The sequence below is a fragment of the Oceanobacillus sp. FSL K6-3682 genome (genome assembly GCF_037976165.1).
GTDB classification, from domain to species: Bacteria; Bacillota; Bacilli; order Bacillales; family Amphibacillaceae; genus Oceanobacillus; species Oceanobacillus sojae.
The window spans coordinates 2,943,493-2,965,677 of the sequence record NZ_CP150263.1 but is presented as its reverse complement, the minus strand read 5'-3'; the positions used below and the strand labels follow the sequence as shown (position 1 = coordinate 2,965,677).

19 protein-coding genes are annotated in these 22,185 nt (G+C 38.8%); 16 read left to right on the top strand and 3 right to left on the bottom strand.

The window, feature by feature from the left end; genetic code table 11:
• Positions 1 to 30: 30 nt before the first annotated feature.
• Entirely contained in the window at positions 31 to 573 is a 543-nt protein-coding gene (locus MHH51_RS14820; RefSeq protein ID WP_339282398.1) for an NAD(P)H-dependent oxidoreductase, read from the bottom strand.
• Between the two features lie 25 nt (positions 574 to 598).
• A complete protein-coding gene (locus MHH51_RS14815; RefSeq protein ID WP_339282397.1) occupies positions 599 to 2,302 on the bottom strand; it encodes an NFACT RNA binding domain-containing protein in 1,704 nt (567 codons plus the stop codon).
• A 100-nt stretch (positions 2,303 to 2,402) separates the two neighbouring features.
• On the opposite strand from MHH51_RS14815, the gene MHH51_RS14810 reads away from it, so the two are divergent.
• From MHH51_RS14810 to spoVM, 14 genes are all read left to right on the top strand, one after another.
• A complete protein-coding gene (locus tag MHH51_RS14810) occupies positions 2,403 to 5,057 on the top strand; it encodes a cation-translocating P-type ATPase (protein WP_339282396.1) in 2,655 nt (884 codons plus the stop codon).
• Between the two features lie 780 nt (positions 5,058 to 5,837).
• The gene (locus MHH51_RS14805) at positions 5,838 to 6,098 is read left to right on the top strand and encodes a DUF370 domain-containing protein (RefSeq protein ID WP_042535126.1); all 261 of its coding nucleotides are present in this window, start codon (positions 5,838 to 5,840) and stop codon (positions 6,096 to 6,098) included.
• A gap of 27 nt (positions 6,099 to 6,125) precedes the next feature.
• Complete coding sequence (gene gmk, locus MHH51_RS14800) at positions 6,126 to 6,746, top strand: guanylate kinase (RefSeq protein WP_339282395.1); 621 nt, start codon at positions 6,126 to 6,128, stop codon at positions 6,744 to 6,746.
• On the top strand, positions 6,743 to 6,937 hold the full coding sequence (rpoZ, locus tag MHH51_RS14795) for a DNA-directed RNA polymerase subunit omega (protein ID WP_147209589.1): 195 nt from the start codon (positions 6,743 to 6,745) through the stop codon (positions 6,935 to 6,937). Before gmk ends, rpoZ begins: the two co-directional genes overlap by 4 nt.
• A 338-nt stretch (positions 6,938 to 7,275) precedes the next feature.
• Positions 7,276 to 8,484 carry a bifunctional phosphopantothenoylcysteine decarboxylase/phosphopantothenate--cysteine ligase CoaBC gene (gene coaBC / locus MHH51_RS14790; protein WP_339282394.1) on the top strand — a complete coding sequence of 403 codons (1,209 nt, stop codon included), beginning with the start codon at positions 7,276 to 7,278 and terminating at the stop codon, positions 8,482 to 8,484.
• A complete protein-coding gene (gene priA / locus MHH51_RS14785) occupies positions 8,481 to 10,889 on the top strand; it encodes a primosomal protein N' (protein ID WP_339282393.1) in 2,409 nt (802 codons plus the stop codon). Before coaBC ends, priA begins: the two co-directional genes overlap by 4 nt.
• 18 nt (positions 10,890 to 10,907) lie before the next feature.
• A complete protein-coding gene (fmt, locus tag MHH51_RS14780; RefSeq protein WP_339282392.1) occupies positions 10,908 to 11,849 on the top strand; it encodes a methionyl-tRNA formyltransferase in 942 nt (313 codons plus the stop codon).
• A gap of 7 nt (positions 11,850 to 11,856) precedes the next feature.
• Entirely contained in the window at positions 11,857 to 13,203 is a 1,347-nt protein-coding gene (rsmB, locus tag MHH51_RS14775) for a 16S rRNA (cytosine(967)-C(5))-methyltransferase RsmB (RefSeq protein ID WP_339282391.1), read from the top strand.
• A 288-nt stretch (positions 13,204 to 13,491) separates the two neighbouring features.
• Entirely contained in the window at positions 13,492 to 14,253 is a 762-nt protein-coding gene (locus MHH51_RS14770; protein ID WP_147209585.1) for a Stp1/IreP family PP2C-type Ser/Thr phosphatase, read from the top strand.
• Positions 14,250 to 16,394, top strand: coding sequence for a Stk1 family PASTA domain-containing Ser/Thr kinase (gene pknB / locus MHH51_RS14765; protein ID WP_339282390.1), 2,145 nt, complete (start codon positions 14,250 to 14,252; stop codon positions 16,392 to 16,394). Before MHH51_RS14770 ends, pknB begins: the two co-directional genes overlap by 4 nt.
• The gene (rsgA, locus tag MHH51_RS14760; protein WP_339282389.1) at positions 16,395 to 17,276 is read left to right on the top strand and encodes a ribosome small subunit-dependent GTPase A; all 882 of its coding nucleotides are present in this window, start codon (positions 16,395 to 16,397) and stop codon (positions 17,274 to 17,276) included.
• Positions 17,277 to 17,278: 2 nt separating this feature from the next.
• Positions 17,279 to 17,932 carry a ribulose-phosphate 3-epimerase gene (gene rpe / locus MHH51_RS14755; RefSeq protein WP_147209682.1) on the top strand — a complete coding sequence of 218 codons (654 nt, stop codon included), beginning with the start codon at positions 17,279 to 17,281 and terminating at the stop codon, positions 17,930 to 17,932.
• Complete coding sequence (locus tag MHH51_RS14750) at positions 17,932 to 18,579, top strand: thiamine diphosphokinase (protein ID WP_147209582.1); 648 nt, start codon at positions 17,932 to 17,934, stop codon at positions 18,577 to 18,579. The genes rpe and MHH51_RS14750 overlap by 1 nt, the downstream gene beginning before the upstream one ends.
• 42 nt (positions 18,580 to 18,621) lie before the next feature.
• On the top strand, positions 18,622 to 18,705 hold the full coding sequence (gene spoVM / locus MHH51_RS14745; protein ID WP_042535106.1) for a stage V sporulation protein SpoVM: 84 nt from the start codon (positions 18,622 to 18,624) through the stop codon (positions 18,703 to 18,705).
• A 121-nt stretch (positions 18,706 to 18,826) separates the two neighbouring features.
• On the opposite strand, the gene rpmB is transcribed toward spoVM, so the two are convergent.
• Entirely contained in the window at positions 18,827 to 19,015 is a 189-nt protein-coding gene (rpmB, locus tag MHH51_RS14740; protein ID WP_010649390.1) for a 50S ribosomal protein L28, read from the bottom strand.
• A 963-nt stretch (positions 19,016 to 19,978) separates the two neighbouring features.
• Here rpmB and MHH51_RS14735 point away from each other — a divergent pair.
• The gene (locus MHH51_RS14735; RefSeq protein WP_339282388.1) at positions 19,979 to 20,338 is read left to right on the top strand and encodes an Asp23/Gls24 family envelope stress response protein; all 360 of its coding nucleotides are present in this window, start codon (positions 19,979 to 19,981) and stop codon (positions 20,336 to 20,338) included.
• 22 nt (positions 20,339 to 20,360) lie between these two features.
• The gene (locus MHH51_RS14730; RefSeq protein ID WP_339282387.1) at positions 20,361 to 22,019 is read left to right on the top strand and encodes a DAK2 domain-containing protein; all 1,659 of its coding nucleotides are present in this window, start codon (positions 20,361 to 20,363) and stop codon (positions 22,017 to 22,019) included.
• The last annotated feature ends 166 nt before the right edge of the window (positions 22,020 to 22,185 follow it).

The window sequence follows — 22,185 nt, the reverse complement described above, 5'->3', positions numbered from 1 at the left end:
TTTTGCAGGAATTTTCATTGACTGATCTAATTAATAGTTCTTCATCCCCTGCTGCAAAGAAACCATTTCCTCCGCAAGAGCTTGAAGTCTTTCCAGCACACGTTCATCAATAATTTCATCACTATCCATATTAAAAGCACTATTATGAACAAAGACATTTCCCGATGGAACGAGACCTTTAAAATAAGACAGAATTGGTCTTAGATGATATTCCATAACAAGAAAATGTTTGTTTGACCATCCAGTTGCAACCATGCCTGTTACTTTACGTTTGAAGACAAATTCCGGCAAATGGTCCAGTAGATTTTTTAGCGCTCCTGATATGGATGCTTGATAAATCGGCGTACCAAAAACGAGAAAATCAGCAGATGAAATCTTTTTAACAATATTCCAGGTATCATCATTATAATCTGCTAAGGGAGCGCCATTAAAAAAGTCAATTTCATAATCCCTTATGTCGATTAATTCTGTTTTTAGGCTCGAATCGAAATGCCGGGCATGGACTAAGACCTGGTTAACTGCGATTGCAGTTTTGTCACCGGCGGGAGCACCTGATATTCCGACAAGTTTCATTTGTTTAACCCCTTTTCAAGTCTTTTTATTTTACCCGTAATTGATCCACAATATCTTTTGCCGGTGTAACAAACAATGTTTTTTGGTTATCATATGTCACGTAACCAGGCTTCGAACCATTTGGCTTTTTAACGTGACGGATTAACGTATAATCTACCGGAACAGAGGAAGATTGCTGTGATTTGCTAAAGTAGGCAGCTAAAATAGCGGCTTCCTCTAAAGTTTTTTCACTCGGTTCTTTGTCCCGGATGATAACATGTGAACCGGGAATATCTTTTGTATGCAGCCACACATCATCACGGTGAGCCAGGCGCATTGTAGCATATTCATTCTGTTTGTTATTTTTACCGACTAAAATAGTTATGCCGTCAGAAGACTGGTAGGTTTCCGGCGCGGGCTTCTGCGGTTTTTTTGCTTTTTTAGAAGAACGCTGCTTGCGCAAGTATCCTTCTTCTCTGAGTTCCTCACGAATTTCTTCAATATCATCTGTACTTGCTACATCCAGCTGCTGCAGCAATTGATCAAAATAAGCAATTTCTTCATTGGTTCGTTTGATTTCCGTTTCCATAATTTTACGGGAATTTTTCAGCTTTTGATAGGTTTTAAAATAATTCTGTGCATTTGTACTTGGTGATTTATTTGGATTTAAAGGGATTGTTATTTCCTGCTGATCCGGATCATAATAATCTACGACTGAGATTTCTTTTTGATTCGGCTTTACCAGGTGCATATGTGCTGTTAAAAGCTCACCCATTTTTTGATAATGGTCTGCCCGTTCTGATTTTTCAACGGTTTGCCGATGCTTTTTCAGCTTCCGAACATTTTTATCCTGTTCATTTTTAATAAAACGATAGAGGTCCTTTGCTTGCTGCTTGACACGGTCCCGTTCAGCTTTTCCTGAATAAAATGCATCGAGCATTGTGTTGACTTCTTCAAATACAGTATCTGCCTTTTCATCTGGGAAAGCCAGCACATGAAAATCTTCCTTTGGTTCCTGATAAATAGCGGGCTGATAATTATTTCCCTGTAATTGTTTTTGCACATGAGAAAGCATATTCTCATAGTCCTGGTTGGACCCAAGATTGACACTTTCAATCATTTTTTTTGTAACAAATGGAGAAAAGCCTTCTAATAAACCGAGGAGCTGCTTATCCATTTTACCTGCGTTAAAATCTAACTTTCTCACTATCGATGCACTGTCTGTATCTAAAATAGAAAATTTGTGCTGGTCAGGCGGCAATTGATAGGTCTGTCCGGGTAAAATTGTCCGGTGGCGATTTTGTGATAAAGAAACATGCTTCAGACTGTCAATAATATGTCCTTTTTCCTGATCTACTAAAATAAGATTACTGTGCTTACCCATCAGCTCCATAATTAATTGTTTATAACTGATGTCACCTATTTCATTACGGGTTCGGATAGTAAATGTCACAATCCGTTCCATCCCTTTTTGCTCAATCCTTTCAATAACACTCCCGGCCAAGTGCTTTCTTAGCACCATACAAAACATAGGAGGCTCTTTTGGATTTGTATAAGAATCATTTGTTATATGAAATCGGGCATACGTAGGGTGGACAGAAAAAAGCAGACTGTGATTTATAGATTGACTGCGGACTGTCATGACAATCTCTGTTTCTGATGGCTGATAGATTTTATTAATTTTTCCTCTTTCTAATTTTGCTGCTAATTCTTCCGTAACCGCTCTTGTTACAATACCGTCAAATGGCATATGTGATCACCTCATCGGCAATTATAGCATCTTTTTAGAAGTTCGGGCATAGAAATGGATTAAGTGCTTGTACAATTCATGTCTGCCGGAGGAATGTATAATGAAATGGTATCAGCTCAATCAAAAAAAATTAGAAGAGACATTGCAGGTAAAAGCAGATGTCGGGTTAGGGGAGAAGCAGGTTGCGAAAAGACGTCAGCAGTATGGTGAAAATGTTTTAGCAGCGAAGAAAAAAATACCCGGATGGATTTTATTCCTAAAACAATTCCAGGATTTTATGGTATTAATTTTATTAGCTGCAACGTTAATTGCTGGATTATTAGGAGAGTATATTGATGCAATAGCTATTATGGTTATTGTATTAATTAATGGGATTATCGGCTATTTTCAAGAACAAAAAGCAGAAAATTCGTTGGAAAAACTGAAAGAGCTGTCTGCCCCGATAGCCAGCGTAAAACGGGACGGGCAATGGGTGAAGATTCCATCGAAAGAGGTCGTTGTAGGGGATGTCGTCAGATTTGCAAGCGGGGATAGAATTCCAGCAGATGTCAGAGTCATTCAAACAACCAGTTTGGAAACGGAAGAATCCGCTTTGACAGGAGAATCACTTCCTGTTGCTAAACATACAAAAGAAATCAGAATGGATGGTTTAGAAGCACAGGATCAAGTAAATATGGCCTTTATGGGGACACTTGTTACACGTGGATCAGGAGAGGGTATTGTTGTCGGTACAGGAATGAAAACTGTAATGGGACAGATTGCTACATTGCTTGATAATACCAAAAAGACCATTACACCACTGGAAATGAAATTGGCGGAGTTAGGGAAAATATTAATTGTTGTTGCCTTATTCTTGACGATACTTGTTGTCGGAGCTGGTATTTTCCGAGGGCATCCTATGTATGAAATGTTTTTAGCAGGTATATCTTTGGCAGTAGCCGCTATTCCTGAAGGTTTGCCGGCTATTGTTACAGTTGCATTATCTCTTGGTGTTCAGAGAATGATTAAAAAGAAGGCAATTGTAAGAAAGCTTTCGGCAGTAGAGACATTAGGATGCGCTTCAGTTATTTGCTCGGATAAAACAGGGACAATGACCGAAAACCAAATGACTGTAAAGGAAATATATATAAACGGAAAAACTTTATATGTCACGGGTGATGGATATCAGACTCAAGGGGACTTTCTATACAATCAAAAAAAGATAGAAGATACTCATTCAAGTTTGAAATCGATGCTGCTCTATGGGATGCTTTGTAACCATGCATCTATTTCTTTGAAAAAAGGAAAAAACGTTGTAGATGGAGATCCGACAGATGGCGCGCTGCTCGTTGCTGCGTATAAATATGGCTTCCATGAAAATGATAAGCAGCCTTTTCGAATTGTGAAAGAAATACCATTTGATTCCAATCGGAAACGGATGAGTATTGTCATAGAAGATGAAAACGGAATGCGCTTATTAATTACAAAAGGGGCACCTGATATTTTACTTCCAAAATCTTCCTACATTCAAACCGAGGATGGGAAGACTGTTTTAACAAAAGAACAGAGTAAAAAAACGGAGCAGGCAATGGTATCTATGGCTGAAAAGGCACTTCGTACTATTGCGATTGGTTTTCGGGTATTATCTTCCTCTGATTCACTGGATTCTGCATTATTGGAAGAGGATTTGACGTTAATTGGCTTATACGGGCTGATGGATCCCCCGAGAAAAGAAGTAAAAGCAGCTGTTCGTGAATGTAAAGAAGCAGGAATTAAAACCGTTATGATAACTGGCGACCATGCACATACAGCCAAAGCTATTGCTAATCATTTAGAGATTCTTCCAGAGAGAGGGAAGGTACTGGAAGGAAAAGAATTAACACAAATGTCAGATGCTGAATTGGTGGATAAGATTGAAGAAACGTACGTTTTTGCACGTGTAACACCAGAGCATAAACTTCGTATTGTAAATGCCTTCCAGGAAAAAGGACATATTGTTGCGATGACAGGGGATGGCGTGAATGATGCACCTGCAATGAAAGCAAGTGATATAGGGATTGCAATGGGGATAAGCGGGACGGACGTAACGAAAGAAGCTTCATCTCTTGTTTTAATGGATGATAACTTTGCGACAATCAAATCTGCTATTCAAGAAGGCAGAAATATTTATGAAAATATTCGTAAGTTTATCCGCTACCTGTTGGCTTCCAATGTTGGAGAAATTCTAGTGATGCTTTTTGCCATGCTGCTTGGTCTGCCGCTGCCGTTGGTGCCAGTGCAAATTCTATGGGTGAATTTAGTGACGGACGGGCTGCCGGCAATGGCATTAGGAGTGGATCAGGCTGAGGAGGACGTGATGAAACGGGGTCCTCGAAATCCACGTGAAGGAATTTTCTCCCGCGGACTTGGCTATAAGATTATCAGCAGGGGAATATTAATAGGGGTTGTAACTTTAATTGCATTTATTGTTGCCTACCAAAATGACCCAAGTAATCTTGTCTATGCTCAGACCATCGCTTTTTCAACTCTTGTTGTGGCACAATTAATTCATGTGTTTGATTGCCGGAGTGAGAAATCAATTTTTGCTAGAAATTTATTTGAAAACCGTTATCTTATTTTAGCTGTACTATCATCGATGCTGTTGCTATTAGTCGTTATTTACTTCCCGCCGCTCCAGCCGATTTTCCATACAGTAACCTTATCAGCAATTGATTGGCTGCTTATTGTCGGACTGGGAGCATTGCCAACCGTTTTATTTGGATTTACTAAAAAATAAAGAACCAACACCAAAATTTAATAGGTGTAATTATGACCCATTGTAACCGTGGATGAAAAACACTACGCTTTCCTGCAGGAGCCTCCGTGTTTTTCATCCGCTAACTAGTGTTACAAATATAATTGGCAGCTTATAGTAACCTTTGGTTTAGGTGAAGGGCCAATATGAAAACAAAATAAAGGTTCATTGTAAAATAAAATGAAACAGCTATTCCATCCATGCGGTATCATTTTCAGCAGATTGGGATAGCTGTTTTATTTATATAACTCAACTTTCGCACATTACAAATAACTTGATTGTCATAGTGATAGGTGTTGGGTGTTCCGTCCATCTATCTCTTGATAAAGCATAAACTCTATCTAGAAAGAAGGTAACGTGTAAGGCACCGCCTCCGCTAGGAGGAGATTCCATACTGTTTAATACAACTGAACCAAAAGCGATTATTTCATCCAACTCCATCAGGCGATATACACAATCTTCCTTTCAATAAAAAGATGATTTAACAACATGCAAGCGGGATATTGAAGAACATGTTCATTCTGGAATAGGAAGGTATAGACGCTTGCTCTTAGGTGCGAAAGTTGAATTTTTTAATTTAACCTATATAGAAAGAATTTCATAACATGGATAAACAAGCAATACAAAGCCCGAAGACATCACTCTATTTTCCTATTTCTTGGTTTAGCTCTTGTAACAAAAAAGTTTATAGTATAAAATTCAATAAAGATACAGTATAATGGTACTATTATAGATAGAGAAGAAATGCTAGGGGGAAAAAAATTGAATTTAAGTTTAATAAACATTGGCTTTGGTAATGTTGTTTCCGCAAACCGCATTATTTCTATCGTGTCTCCGGAATCAGCACCAGTGAAAAGAATTATTACCGTAGCCAGAGATAATAATAAATTAGTGGATGCAACATATGGACGACGTACCAGAGCTGTTATAATAACAGATAGCGATCATGTTGTATTATCTGCAGTGCAGCCTGAAACGGTAGGCCAACGGCTTGTTACCAACGATGAAATTGCAGACGAATAACGAAGCTGGAAATTAGGAGGAAATGGTTTGATTAAAGAGAAAGGCATTTTATTCATTTTATCCGGCCCATCAGGTGTCGGGAAGGGTACAGTACGCAAAAAATTATTTGAGGAAGAAATGGATCTTCAATATTCTATTTCCATGACCACCAGAGATAAAAGAACTGGTGAAGTTGATGGTGTCGATTACTTCTATAAATCGCGGGAAGAATTTGAAGAGCTGATTGAAGAAGGAGAGCTTTTAGAATACGCTCAATATGTAAATAATTATTACGGGACTCCCAGACAATATGTAGAGGAAACCATTGAAAAAGGATTTGATGTTTTTCTTGAAATAGAGGTGCAGGGAGCGATGCAGGTGAAGAAAAATTTCCCTCAAGGTGTATTTATCTTCCTATTCCCTCCTAGTTTAGAAGAGTTGAAAAATCGTATCGTTAATCGTGGCACAGAATCGCAGGAACTCGTCCTTAACCGTCTGAAAGAAGCACGTAATGAAATAGAAATGATGGATGCTTATGATTATGTTGTTGTGAACGATAAGGTTGAGACAGCAGTAGACAAAGTAAAAGCAATTATTAAAAGTGAGCACTTAAAGCGTGAAAGAATCGCTAAACAATACAAGCAAATTTTGGAGGATGAGTTATCATGATGTTAGAACCTTCTATTGATTCATTGCAAACAAAAATTAAATCAAAGTACAGCCTAGTTACTTTATCAGCAAGAAGAGCCAGGGAACTGAGTGAAACAAATGATGTTTTAGTAGAGCATCCAAAATCACATAAATTTGTTGGGAAAGCATTGGAAGAAATTGAAGCTGGAAAACTGTATATTAAGAAATAAAACTTAAGATATCAAATTGAAAAGAGCCTTTGCACAGTGTGAAATTCTTTATACAAGAATTTTCGCGATGCAGAGGTTTTTCTTTTTGCAATGCTTCTTTTTTTCTTTTATTGGAGTTTTTCTACAAGCCTTTATTCGGCAGAAGAAGCTGATAATATGTTATAACTATGTATAGAGAAGATAAAAATACAGATTGGAATATGCCTCCAAATGAAGCGGGATAGATTAAGCTTTTTTATACAGCAGGCATACCCATCAAAAAATACACAGAGATTTAAATAAAGTGATTTTTAAAGTATAAATATGTGAAAAATAAACCAAAGAGAGGAAGTTTTTCCATGCTCAATCAGAAAAAAATACTTCTGGGAGTTTCTGGTGGTATTGCTGTTTATAAAGTGTGTGCTCTGGCAAGTACATTGACGCAGCTTGGAGCAGAAGTGAAGGTTATTATGACAGAAAGTGCAACCGAATTTGTTACACCGTTAACCTTTCAAGCTTTGACGAGAAACCCGGTATATACGGATACCTTTGATGAAAAAAATCCAAAGAAAATAGCCCATATTGATTTAGCCGATTGGGCGGATATTGCAATTATTGCACCGGCAACAGCAAATATTATTGCGAAATTAGCTCATGGACAAGCTGATGATATGCTCTCGACAACAATGCTGGCTACACAAGCAGACGTATATATTGCCCCGGCAATGAATGTTCATATGTATGGACATCCTGCTGTCATTCAAAATATGAAGCAGCTTGAAAAGTGGGGTTATCATTTCATCGAGCCGGGTGATGGTTATTTAGCCTGCGGATATGTTGGCAAAGGCCGCCTGGAGGAGCCGCAGGAAATTATCACTGCAATGGAACGTCATCAGCAGAAAGCACTTGATATGCAGGGGCAAAAAGTACTTATATCTGCCGGACCGACAAAGGAAATGATTGATCCGGTCCGTTTTTTTACGAACCGTTCCTCAGGAAAGATGGGCTTTGCCTTAGCTGAAGCAGCTGCTGAACGCGGTGCAGATGTTACGTTAGTTGCCGGACCAGTTACAATAGATGCACAGCACCCCGCTATTACGCGAATTGATGTGGTTTCTGCCGAGGAAATGTATCATGTGATGAACGACCAGTTTGCAGACAAGGATATTGTTATTAAGGCTGCTGCCGTAGCAGATTATCGCCCGAAAGAGGTACATACCTCAAAGATGAAAAAACAAGAGGGCGATGATGTCATCACTTTAGAACGAACAAAAGATATCCTGAAAAAACTTGGTGAAAGAAAAGAAAATCAATTTCTGGTTGGATTTGCTGCAGAAACAGATACCCCTATTGAATATGGATTAGGGAAGCTGAAAAAGAAAAATTTAGATGCTATCGTTGTCAATGATGTCAGCCGCCAGGGTGCAGGATTTGAAGGGGACACGAATATTGTTACCTATATTAATAAAAAGGAATCTGTCACTGATTTGCAGCAGGCGACAAAAAAAGAGATAGCTGTACAGCTTTTAGACTGTATTTTACAAGATATGAAGGATGATTCCATTTGAAAATTGCAAGTGTCATAGTTGATGTTCCATCAAGTGCAACAAATCAAACATACGATTATCTGGTTCCAGAGAGATATCATGAAATAATTACTCCTGGTATGCGGGTCACTGTACCTTTTGGACCGCGGAAAATCATGGGATTTGTTGTACAGCTGAAGAATGAGACAAACTTAACAAAATTAAAAGAACTGCATGAGGTTTTAGATATCACACCTGTATTGACAGAAGAGCTGCTTCAGCTTGGCAAATCTGTAGCAAAAAAAACGCTTAGCCTGTATATTACTGTGTTTCAGACAATGCTGCCTCAAGTATTAAAATCACAGTATACAAAAGATTTAGTTCGAGAGACAGATGAATTCCTCAGTCCTGAATTAGAAGATTTATTTGCAGGAAGAGAGTCGATACCCTTCGAAGAATTTACAGCATCTTCTATCAGCTATTATTATTTACAAAAACAAATAGAAGCAGGGCATATCACTATTTATTATCATGTGAAGTCGAGAATTACAAAAAAAAAGCAGACAATGGTCCAGTTAGATGTTTCAGAAATGCATGCTATGGAGGCACTGGAGGATTTATCGAAGCAAGCAAAGAAACAAAAAGAGCTAATCCAATATTTTATAGAAAATTCGGAGCCGATTGAACAGGCGAAATTAATTCAAATCATGGGCACCTCAGCACAGACTGTTAAAGCATTAGTGTCAAAAGGGATTGTTAAGACATTTCAACAGGAGGTATTCCGCGATCCCTATAAAAATCAGTCTATTGAACAAACAGAAGCCTTCGAGCTTACGGATGAACAGGCTGCTGCTATGGATCCAATTATCGCATCTATAGATGAAAAAGAGGATAATGTATTTCTATTGCACGGTGTGACCGGAAGCGGTAAAACAGAAATATATTTACAATCTATTCAGCATGTGATTTCAAAAGGGCAGGAGGCCATCGTTCTTGTCCCGGAAATTTCGTTAACACCGCAAATGGTCCGCCGCTTTAAAGGCCGCTTTGGGTCAAATGTAGCTGTAATGCATAGTGGGCTTTCCGCTGGAGAAAAATATGATGAATGGAGAAAAATTCAGCAGAAACAGGTTCAAGTTGTTGTTGGAGCTCGTTCAGCGATATTTGCTCCATTCTCCAACATAGGTATTTTTATTATTGATGAAGAGCATGAAACAACATATAAGCAGGAGGATCAGCCAAGGTATCATGCCCGGGATGTAGCGATTGAACGGGCGAATAGTCATCATTGCCCCGTAGTGCTGGGCAGTGCGACTCCTTCTTTAGAAAGCTTTGCCAGAGCTAAAAAGGGAGTTTACAAGCTTTTAACGCTCAGCCACCGTACAAATTATCAGCAAATGCCAAGTGTAGAGATTGTTGATATGCGCAAAGAGCTGCATGCAGGAAACCGGACAATGTTCTCTGCCTCTCTGATGGAGAATATGAAGGCTTGTATAGAACGGGGAGAACAAATTGTCCTGCTGCTGAACCGCAGAGGCTATTCCACATTTGTGATGTGCCGTGATTGCGGGCACGTATCTGAATGTCCACATTGTGACATTGCTTTAACCTATCACAAGAACAACCATCGACTTAAATGTCATTATTGCTCTTATGAACAGGCAGTTCCTGAAAGCTGTCCATCCTGCGGGAGTGATACTATCCGGTATTTTGGAACAGGGACGCAAAAGGTAGAAGAATCCTTGGCAAAGCTTTTACCGGAAGCCCGTGTGATTCGAATGGACGTGGATACAACCAGAAAAAAAGGAGCACATGAAAAATTATTAAAACAGTTTTCTGAGAAGAAAGCTGATATTTTATTAGGGACGCAAATGATTGCAAAAGGTCTTGATTTTAAGGATGTCACCTTAGTCGGCGTTCTATCTGCAGATTCGATGCTGCATCTTCCTGATTTCCGTGCTTCGGAGCGTACTTTTCAATTATTGACACAAGTGAGTGGAAGAGCAGGAAGACATGAGCTTACAGGAAATGTGATTGTTCAGACCTATACACCGGAGCATTATAGCGTGACCTACGCTGCAAAGCATAATTTTCTTGATTTTTATCAGCATGAAATGGCCGTTCGGAAAGCATTTCAATATCCACCGTTTGTATTTCTTGTGCTGATTACTGTGTCACATGAAAATCATGTGCGGGCAGTCCAGGTTACAGGAGAGATTGTTAAGCAGCTTAGTGAGGTTGTATCTCCGGGTACAACTATCATGGGACCAACGCCTTCTACTATTGCACGGATAAAAGATAGATATCGATACCAGTGCATGATAAAATACAAGAATGAACCGGAATTAATAAGTTATTTAGAGCATATTCAATCGGCTTATGCTGATGAGATTCGAAAACAATCTTTGCAGCTGTTTATTGATATGCAGCCCTATTACATGATGTAAGGAAATGAGGTAAGTATGATGAAACGGATCGTTTTTATGGGGACGCCGGATTTTGCTGTCCCTGTTTTACAAAAAATAATTGAAAATAAATATGATGTAGTTCTTGTTGTTACGCAGCCGGACAGACCTAAAGGAAGAAAGAAAATCATTACTCCTCCACCGGTTAAGGTGGAAGCTTTAAAGCATGGGATAGAAGTATTTCAGCCAGAAAAGCTAAAGAATGATTTCCAAGCACTTGCTGATGCCAAACCGGATTTGATTATCACTGCAGCTTATGGGCAAATTCTTCCTAAAGAAGTGCTTAAGATAGCACCTTTTGGGGCAATCAATGTCCATGCTTCCCTGCTTCCTGAGCTGCGTGGCGGCGCACCAATTCATTATTCTATTATACAGGGTAAGAATAAAACAGGAGTAACGATTATGTATATGGCAGAAAAATTAGATGCAGGTGATATCCTTACTCAGGTGGAGGTAGAGATAGAAGACACAGATCATGTCGGTACACTGCATGATAAGCTGGCCACCGCCGGTTCAGACTTGCTGATTGAAACATTGCCTGACTTATTTGCAGATAAAATAACACCAAAAAAGCAAGAGGACGAATTAGCAACCTTTGCATCAAATATAAAACGTGAGCAGGAAAAAATTGACTGGGATAGACCAGCAGGTGAGATTTACAATCAAATAAGAGGGCTTCACCCCTGGCCGGTTGCATTTACAACCTATGAAGATAAAGTAATGAAAATCTGGTGGGGAGAAGAAGTTTCTGAGTCAAATTCAACAAGCCCGGCAGGTGAAATTATAGCCAAGGATAGTGAATCCTTTACTGTTCAGTGCGGGAAACAAACAAGTATTAAAATAAAAGAAATTCAACCTGCCGGAAAGAAACGTATGAAAGTAAAAGATTACTTACAGGCTTCACAGGACAGGATTCAAATTGGTGTAATACTAGGAGAATAATATAATTATGAAATATCAATTGAGACAAACAATGCTCGACATTCTTATTCGGATTGAAAAAGATAAAGGTTTCAGCAATCTGCTTTTAAATCATGAATTACAGCAAAAGGATTTGAACGAAAAGGATAAAAGATTACTGACAGAGGTTGTTTATGGAACTGTACAGAATCAAATAACGATTGATTACTATATATCGCATTTTATGAAAAATAAAAAGAAATTAGATTTATGGGTAAAACAGCTTTTAAGAATGTCTGTTTACCAGATGGTTTATTTGGAAAAAGTTCCAGATCACGCAGTGGTTCATGAGTCTGTTGAAATTGCTAAAATCCGAGGACATAAGGGAATAGCTTCATTTGTAAATGGTATATTACGCAGCATTCGACGTAACGGTCTTCCAGATTTAACTTTAATAAAGGACCCTGTAGAGCGGATTTCGATAGAGACAAGCCATCCTGTATGGCTTGTTAAAAGATGGACAGAAATGTATGGCAAGGAGCGGACAGAAGCAATGTGCCGCGAGAATTTAAGGCATTTTCCAATGTCTATCCGGGTTCAGCCTATGAAAATGGATCGTGAAGCTGTTATGGAGCAATTAGAAAAGCAAGGCTTTACTGTAACTGCATCACAGTTTTCACAGCAGGGCATTCTGATTCAAAAAGGAAATATATTTAAAACGAATCTGTTGCAGGAGGGATTTATAACCATACAGGATCAAAGCTCTATGCTTGCAGCAGAGTCCTTAAAGCTAAAGCCGGGTATGAAAGTGCTGGATACTTGCAGTGCTCCAGGTGGAAAAGCTACGCACATTGCTGAAAAAATGGTGGATCAAGGTGAAATTCATGCCTATGATTTGCATAAGAAAAAAGTGAAATTGATAGAAGAAAAGGCAGCTGTATTGGATTTGCATGCTATATCTGCTTTTCAAGGCGATGCCAGGAACCTTTATGAGCAGTATGAAGAGGAGAGCTTTGACAGGATTCTTATCGACGCCCCTTGTTCAGGATTAGGTGTTATTAATGGGAAGCCTGAGATTAAGTATGAGAAGCGGGCGTCTGATATTGAACGGCTTGCAACGGTACAACTGGATATTATCCAGTCTGCAGCCAAACTGCTTAAGCCTGAGGGGCTGCTTATTTACAGTACTTGTACAGTTGATAAATTGGAGAATAATCAAGTTGTTCAAACATTTTTAGAAAATAATCCAGCTTTTAGCATAGATTTCTCGTTCAGGGAAGAGCTTTCCGAACCATTACAGCATGCTCCAGGCTGGTCGCCGGAAGGTTTACAGCTGTTTCCTCAGGATTTTCAGACAGATGGATTTTTCCTTACACGGATTAAGCGGAATAAGTGAGCAATTCTTATTAAGGAAAATCGGCCGTGAATACCAAGCTTCAAACGGATAGTGGATAATTTAAGCCCTTTTATAGTTAACGCATATGAAAGAAGTTTAAATATATTATTCAACTTGTACACTGCATAGTTTTATTATGCGGAAGATTGTGCAATAATTAAGGATAGAAATATTTATTCAAAAAATGAGAAATTCGTAATAACATTTTTATTGAAAAGCACTTAATAACAAAGTAATAATAAATGTTTGAAAAGGATATATTTGGATCTGTAAAGGGGGGAGCAGCTCTTGGAAGGGCTTTTCTTAACGCATTGCGGCCAAGTTCGCAACCATAATGAAGATGCAGGCGGTATTTTTGAAAATAAAACCAGCCAGCCCATTGCGATTATAGCTGATGGCATGGGTGGTCACAAAGCCGGGGATGTAGCAAGTATGCTGGCTGTGGAAAATATGAAAAAAAGATGGGAAGAAACAGAAACAGTTCAAAATCCAAACGATATTGAACAATGGCTTCAAAATATAATAAAAGAAACGAATGAGCAAATTTTTCGGAAATCTCAAGAAAACAAACAACTGGAAGGAATGGGAACGACACTTGTTGCTGCAGTTATGTCAGGCAGTTCGCTTACCATTGCCCATATTGGAGACAGTCGTTTGTACATTGCCAGAGGCGAGCATGTTGAACAGGTGACGGAAGATCATTCCTTTGTTAATGAGCTTGTTAAAAGAGGCGAGATAACAGAGGGGGACGCTGAAGTTCACCCCTATAAAAATTATATTATCCGTGCGTTGGGGACAGAGGCTCAAGTGGATACAGACATAAAAACTCTGACATGGGATGCCGGAGACCGATTATTATTATGCTCAGATGGTTTATCTGATAAGCTGAGTCAAACTGAATTAGCACAATTTATTACAGCAGATAAAGGGATGAATGAGATAGGTCAAGAACTTATTGATTTAGCGAACGAGCGCGGTGGAGAAGATAATATTTCGCTTATATTAATAGCACATGACGGTTCAGACTCGGAGGCAGGTGAACCTGCATGAAAAAGGGACACTTATTAAATGACCGTTATAAAATCGAAAGAAAAATTGGCGGAGGAGGCATGGCGAATGTCTTCCTTGCCAGAGATACTATTCTTGACCGTGATGTAGCAGTTAAAGCATTGCGGACTGACTATATCCATGATCAGGAGTTTATTGCCCGTTTTGACCGTGAGGCACAATCTGCAAGCTCTCTTTCCCACCCGAATATTGTAAATATCTATGACGTGGGTGAGGAAGACCAAACACTGTATATGGTCATGGAATATGTGGAGGGAATGACTTTAAAGGAATATATCCAACAATTTGGACCAGTAGAGGTTCCACTTGCTCTGGATATTATGAAGCAGATTTCTTCTGCGATTGCACAAGCACATGAGAATGATATTATTCATCGTGATATTAAGCCTCAGAATATATTAATTGATCGTTTTGGCCAGGCAAAGGTAACAGACTTTGGGATTGCTATGGCTCTTAGTGCTACAGCATTAACACAAACAAATTCTATTTTGGGTTCTGTTCATTATTTGTCACCAGAGCAGGCTCGGGGCGGTATGGCAACAAAAAAATCCGATGTCTATTCTTTAGGGATTGTACTATTTGAATTATTAACAGGAAAGCTTCCTTTTTCCGGACAGTCTCCTGTGTCCATTGCTTTAAAGCATTTACAAAATGATACGCCGTCTGTTAAAGAGATTAACCCGGATATCCCGCAGAGTGTGGAGAATATTGTGTTACAGGCAACAGCAAAAAATCCATTTTACCGCTATGCGGATGTCTATCAATTTGAGGCAGCTCTTGAGACGGCACTTTCACCTGAAAAATTAAATGAAGAGCCATTTAAGATTCCGGATGAAGATGGCGATGAGACAAAAGCAATTCCGATTATTACAGATGAAGATTTGTCCTCGGAGGATGAAGCAGGCCAGACAATTGTCCATCAGGCAGATACGGAACCGACAAAAAGCTACCCTGAAGAGAGTAATGAGAAGAAAAAAAATAAGAAAAAGAAGGATAAAAAGAAGCCTTCCAGTAAAAAGAAAAAAATAATCTGGATTTCTCTGATCTTACTATTGCTTATTGCTATCGGCACTGTTGCTATTGTGTATGCTATGCAGCCGAAAGATGTTACGATAGACGATTTTGTCAATCAGCCGGCTGATGAGGCGAGAGATGCGCTGGAAAGCCAGAACCTGATCGTTGAAATAGAAGAGGTCAATTCGGATGAGGTTGAATCAGGATATGTTGAAAGAACAGATCCTGTTGCCGGAAGAACGGTCAAAGAAGGGGCAACGATAACCCTGTTTGTCAGCCAAGGGCCTGAACAGGTGGAATTTGATGATTATGTCGGAGAAGATTTTGAAGAAGTTAAAACACAGCTGAATCAGGAAGGGTTTGACGATATCACGCCATTTGAAAGAAATTCTGATCAGCCGGTGGGTGAGATTATCTCCCAAGTCCAGCCGGATCCGGGGGCATCTGTAGTGCCAGCTGATACAAAAGTAATTTTTGAAGTCAGCGCTGGACCAGAAATGGTGAGCCTGAATAATTTGACAGGAATGAATGAAGAGGAAGTAAAGGCTTATTTAGATCGTAATGAATTAAGCATAAATCAGCATGAGGAGCATTCCGATAGTGTCGAGGAAGGGCTGGTCAGCAGTCAATCTCCTGAATCCGGAACGGAGGTAGAAAAAGGATCAACAGTAGATGTTTATCTCTCTCTTGGACCGGAAGAAGAACCGCCGCGGTCTCACTCTGTTTCTTTTACGGTTCCGTACACATTGGATGAAGAAGACCCCGGAGCTGGAGAAGAATCATCTGGTGATGAAAATAATGAAGAAGATCAAAATGATGAGACAAACGAAGAAAATACCGATGATGGAAACGAAGACAGTGAAAATACAGATGAAGGAAATGAAGAAGATACTGAAAACCAGGAGTCTGGAGAACAAATAGTCCGAATTTATATCGGTGATGCCAATAACGACATCTCAGATGTATATGAAGAACAGACCATCACAGAAGATACAGAGGTAAGGTTTACACTGACCATTGCACAGGGAACTGATGCAGAGTATCGAATTACCAGAGATGATGAGGTAGTTGCTGAAAGGACTGTATCCTATGAGGGAGAGGAAGAGTAGATGGCAGTAGGCAGAATTATTAAGGCATTAAGCGGCTTCTACTACGTACAGTCAAATGAAGGAATTTATGCCTGCAAGGGGAGAGGCCTTTTTCGAAATAAAAAAATCTCTCCGTTAGTAGGTGATTATGTAGAATTTGAAATCCGTAACGAAGATGAAGGTTATATTATGAAAATAAAAGACAGGTCGAATGAGCTTATTCGGCCTCCTATTGCTAATATTGATCAGGTATGTATTGTCAATGCAGCTACTTCACCGGATTTTAATCCGTTATTACTTGACCGGTTTCTTGTCCTTGTAGAGTCCAAGCATATTCAGCCTTTAATTTTTATTACAAAAATGGATTTAACGACACCTCAGGAAACAGCCAAAATTCAGGAATATCAAGCAGCCTACCAGCATATTGGCTATGAAGTGAAATTATTATCTTCGAAAGAGCCTGAGTGGATCTCTGAAGTAATACCTTATTTCAAAGATAAAGTTTCCGTATTTGCTGGCCAGTCCGGAGTAGGGAAATCAACCCTGTTAAATACGCTCGATCCTAATTTGTTTATAGAAACGGCGGAGATTTCTAAAAGTCTCGGGAGGGGCAAGCATACAACAAGACATGTTGAGCTTTTGACAATCGGAGAAGGTTTTGTAGCTGATACACCAGGATTTAGCGCATTAGAGTTTTCTGATTTAGAGTCCGAGGATTTAGGTGTTTGTTTTCCGGAAATAAGGCTTCATATGTCAGATTGCAAGTTCAGAGGCTGTCTGCATGATAAAGAACCTAAATGTGCCGTTAAAGCAGCTGTTGATGATGGTACTATAGCTGAATTCCGATATAATCATTATTTACGTTTTTTGGAAGAAATTAAAACAAGAAAGCCGAGGTATTAATGATGACAAAAATAGCACCTTCTATTTTATCAGCGGATTTTGCAAAGCTTGGAGAAGAGATTAAAGAGGTGGAGAAAGCCGGAGCTGATTACATTCATGTTGATGTGATGGATGGACATTTCGTTCCTAATATTACAATCGGTCCTTTAATAGCAGATGCCATTAAGCCAATTACGAATTTGCCGTTAGATGTCCATTTAATGATAGAAAACCCGGATGCATATATACCGCAATTTGCTAAAAGTGCTTCCATCATCACCGTTCATCAGGAGGCATGTGTACATCTGCACCGGACATTACAATTAATCCGTTCTCATGGTGTAAAGCCGGGAGTAGTAATTAATCCGGGAACACCGGCAGAAATGATTAAACCTGTTTTAACAGAAGTGGATCTTGTATTATTAATGACAGTAAATCCAGGCTTTGGAGGTCAATCTTTTATTAAAGAGGTAGTTCCTAAAATTGCTCAAATTGCAGCATGGCGTGAAGAAATGGGCTTGGATTTTGAAATTGAGATTGATGGAGGAGTTAATGAGGAAACTGCTCCTATCTGTACCGAAAATGGTGCAGATGTATTAGTTGCTGGAAGTGCTGTTTTTAACCAGAGTAATCGAAAAGAAGCTATTGACTTGATTCGCAAGAGTGCGAAGAAATAATGAAACGTGTTGGCATTGTGGGTAACGGTCCTAAAGGGCAACTACCCACTCTTTTAGACTATCAGGAAAAAATGGATTTTTGGATTGGTGCTGACCGGGGAGCGCTTTATTTAGCAGAACAAGGAATAACTATTGACGTCGCACTGGGAGATTTTGATTCTGTCTCTGAAAATGAGTACTCTATAATCGAAAAGTATGCAAAGGTTTTTGATAAACATCCAGTGATGAAGAATCAGACAGATTTAGAGATTGCTATTGATATGGGAATAGAGAAAGAAGCAAGTGAATTTTATCTTTTTGGTGTAACCGGAGGCAGACTGGATCATGCATTAATGAATATTCAATTGCTATATCCATTATTAAAGCAGGGAAAGCGTGCTGTTATTATTGATCAAGGAAATTATATGGAAATGTTTGAACCAGGTGTTTATTCCATTGAGCCTGAGGGATATTCCTATATTTCTTTTTTATCATTTACTCCGGAGGTTGCCGGATTAACTTTGTCAGGATTTTTATATCCATTAGAGAACCAGACCATACATTGGGGATCTTCTTTATGCATATCTAATGAGCTTAGTCAAAAAAAAGGTACTTTTTCTTTCTGTAAAGGCATACTAATACTAGTAAAGAGTTTTGATGCAGTTTAACTAGAAGCAAACAGGATGGTTAAACAGGGAGGGCCTTTATAAATGAAATTCTATACGATTAAGCTTCCTAAGTTTGTAGGCGGGTTTGTAAAAGTCATCATTGGTGTATTCAAAAAAGAAAAGTAATAGTAAACGAGCTTTTGTCACAGATGGCAAAAGCTCGTTTTTTAGGATAGGTTTGACCAGACAACAAAAAAACACCATGTAATTATGGTGTTTTTAGGGCATATGCACATATTTTCGTATATTATACACGTTCTACTTTGCCTGATTTTAATGCACGAGCAGATACATATACTTTCTTCGGTTTTCCATCTACCATGATACGTACTTTTTGTACATTTGCTTTCCAATTACGCTTGTTGGAATTCATAGCGTGAGAACGTTGGTTACCACTACGTGTTTGGCGTCCAGTTACAACACATTTTCTAGCCATGCTATTCCCTCCTTACATTCCAAAATCAGTATACCACTAACTTAATTTATCATAACTCACCCAATATTGCAATTGAATCTTTTTATTATCGCAGGAGAAGCTAAAGCAAATAGATTTCAAAACATTTTATTTTACTCTTTTGAAATGTTTTTTTGTTAAATAAGTAACTCTACTTTCGCACCTAAAAAATAACTTGCTTATCGTAGTGATAGATACTGATCATTCCTTCCATCTATCTCTTGACAAAGCATAAACTCTTGCCAGAAAGAAGGTAACATGTAAGGCCACCGCTGCGGTGGACCGTTTTTCTTTCCCGGGGGTATACTCTTCAGCTAACTCTTGCCAAGAAGAGCACTTGGCAAAAGTGGATCTTCAGATGATGCTAATCCCTCAGGAGTTAAAACGGTCCGCCTTCGCTAGCAGGGGATTCTATACTGTTTAATACAACGGAGCAAATAGAATTTAGACCAGTAAAGAACATCTTTTTCGTGGTGCATATAAAAAATGTCCCGTCACGATTACTTGCCCCATCGAAAACATTTGTACGTCAGAAAGCGTAGTGGTTGGTTGCAGGAGCTATACACAATCTCCATTTCAATAGTAAGATGATTTAACAAAATACAAGCAGGATAATGAAGAACATGTTCATCCTGGGATGGTAAGGCATAGATGTTTATTCTCGGGTGCGAAAGTTGAGTAAGTAATAAAGAAAAATTGCTTGACAGATGAATAAAAATAATCCATTGTAATAGTGGAGTTTTTCTTCATGAAAAAAACTTATAGGGAATAGCGGGGACGCAGGTTTCCCGATTCTCGCAGGCTTACTTTTAAAATAACAGAGCGTATAGTATAATCTTAAGCATAAATAGTTGAGAAATTGAAAATATCAAGACGTAAAGTCTGAAAAGATGATACTATAAATTATTTGATGAATCATAATTCGTAATAAAAGGAGCTGTAGTTATGTCAATAGAGTTACATACAAACGATGGACTCGTTACGATAACAACAGATGTTATTGCAACAATAGCTGGTGGAACAGCTGTTGAATGCTATGGAATTGTAGGAATGGCTTCTAAAAGCCAAATTAAAGATAATATTGCAGAGATATTGCGTAAAGAAAATTATTCCAAGGGAATTGTTGTTCGTCAAGAAGACGGAAAGCTACATATTGATTTGTACATTATTGTAAGCTATGGGACAAAAATTTCTGAAGTGGCGCATAATGTCCAATCACAAGTGAAATATACGCTTAGTCAATCTCTTGGCTTAGAAATTGATTCGGTAAATATATTTATTCAAGGTGTTCGAGTAGAAAAATAATAGAGCAGAAGGAGGAGAAGATGTGGTAGTCGAGAAAATTGATGCGGCGTTATTATCGCAGATGGTGCTGACAGGAGCATACCATCTTTCAAATAATGCACAAAAAATTGACGCTTTAAATGTATTCCCTGTTCCTGACGGGGATACCGGAACAAATATGAATTTAACAATTACTTCTGGAGCAAATGAAGTGAAAAAACTGGATACTGATAAAGTTTATGAAGTTACAAGTGCATTTGCAAAAGGACTATTGATGGGAGCCAGAGGAAATTCCGGTGTTATTTTATCACAGATTTTTCGAGGCTTTGCAAGAGCGTGCGAAGGTAAAGAAGAACTCTATGTGAAAGATTTTGCCGAGGCTTTCGAAGGCGCTGTTAATACAGCTTATAAAGCAGTTATGAAGCCTGTAGAAGGTACGATTTTAACCGTAGCAAAAGACTCAGGAAACAAAGCAGTTGAAATCGTAGATCATGATTTAGATATCATTGAATTTATGGAAGAAATATTAAAAGAAGCAAAAGCATCATTAAAGCGTACACCGGACTTATTGCCAGTTCTAAAAGAAGTAGGTGTAGTTGATTCTGGTGGACAAGGCTTAGTGACCATCTATGAAGGATTTTTGGCTGCTTTAAAAGGAGAAGAGCTGCCGGAAGAATCTGATGCTGATAATAAAATGGAAGAAATGGTTAACGCTGAGCATCATAAAGTAACACAGGACTTTATGAATACAGAAGATATTGTATATGGATACTGTACAGAGTTTATGGTGAAATTAGAGGATGAAAAATTAAAACAGCACCCATTTGATGAAACGGCTTTTCGTAATGAGTTAAGCGAATGGGGCGACTCCCTTCTGGTTGTTTCTGATGAAAATATTGTAAAAGTCCATGTACATGCAGAATCACCGGGGACATGCTTAAACCTGGCCCAGCAGTACGGCAGCCTGATTAATTTAAAAATCGAAAATATGCGTGAACAGCATACAGCTATCGTTGGAGATAAAAATGAAAAGCAAAAAGAAAAATCTGCTTACGGCATTGTTACTGTGGCAATGGGAAATGGGCTGAAGGAGCTATTTGAGAATCTTGGAGTTGCAGTGGTAATTGAAGGTGGACAAACAATGAACCCTAGTACAAAAGACATTACTGATGCGATAGAAAAAGCAAATGCTGAAAAAATTATTATCCTTCCTAACAATAAAAATATCCTAATGGCAGCCGAGCAGGCAGCCGAAATGGCTGGTGACCATGTCAAGGTTGTACCGACAAAAACAATCCCTCAGGGTATTAGTGCTATGCTTGTTTTCCATCCAGAAGCATCTTTAGATGAGAATAAATCTGCTATGGAAGAAGCAGGTAAACAAGTACGAAGCGGGCAGGTCACTTATGCAGTAAGAGATACTCAAATTGATGGGATTGATATTGCTAAAGGACATTTTATGGGGATAGATGAGGGTAAGATTGTAACAACACATAAGGATAAACAACAAGCAGCCCGGGACCTTATTGACAAAATGATTTCTGATGACAGCGAGATATTAACAATTCTTTCAGGAGAAGATGTATCAGAAGAAGAGGTCGAGGCGTTAGAATCCTATGTAGAAGAGAAATACGATGAACTGGAAGTGGAAGTTCATCAGGGAGAACAGCCAATCTATTCTTATATATTTTCTGTTGAATAAGGATAAAATTAAAATGTTTGAAGGTTGGGAGAAATGCTCCCAGCTTAAAGAATAGTTTATAACCTTTTTAATCGATACAAAGCCCAGCCTGATGTATATAATCAGGCTGGGCTTTGTTCTGTATTAATTTTTTATAAGGGATTCGAACGCATGATTGCTTTTTTTG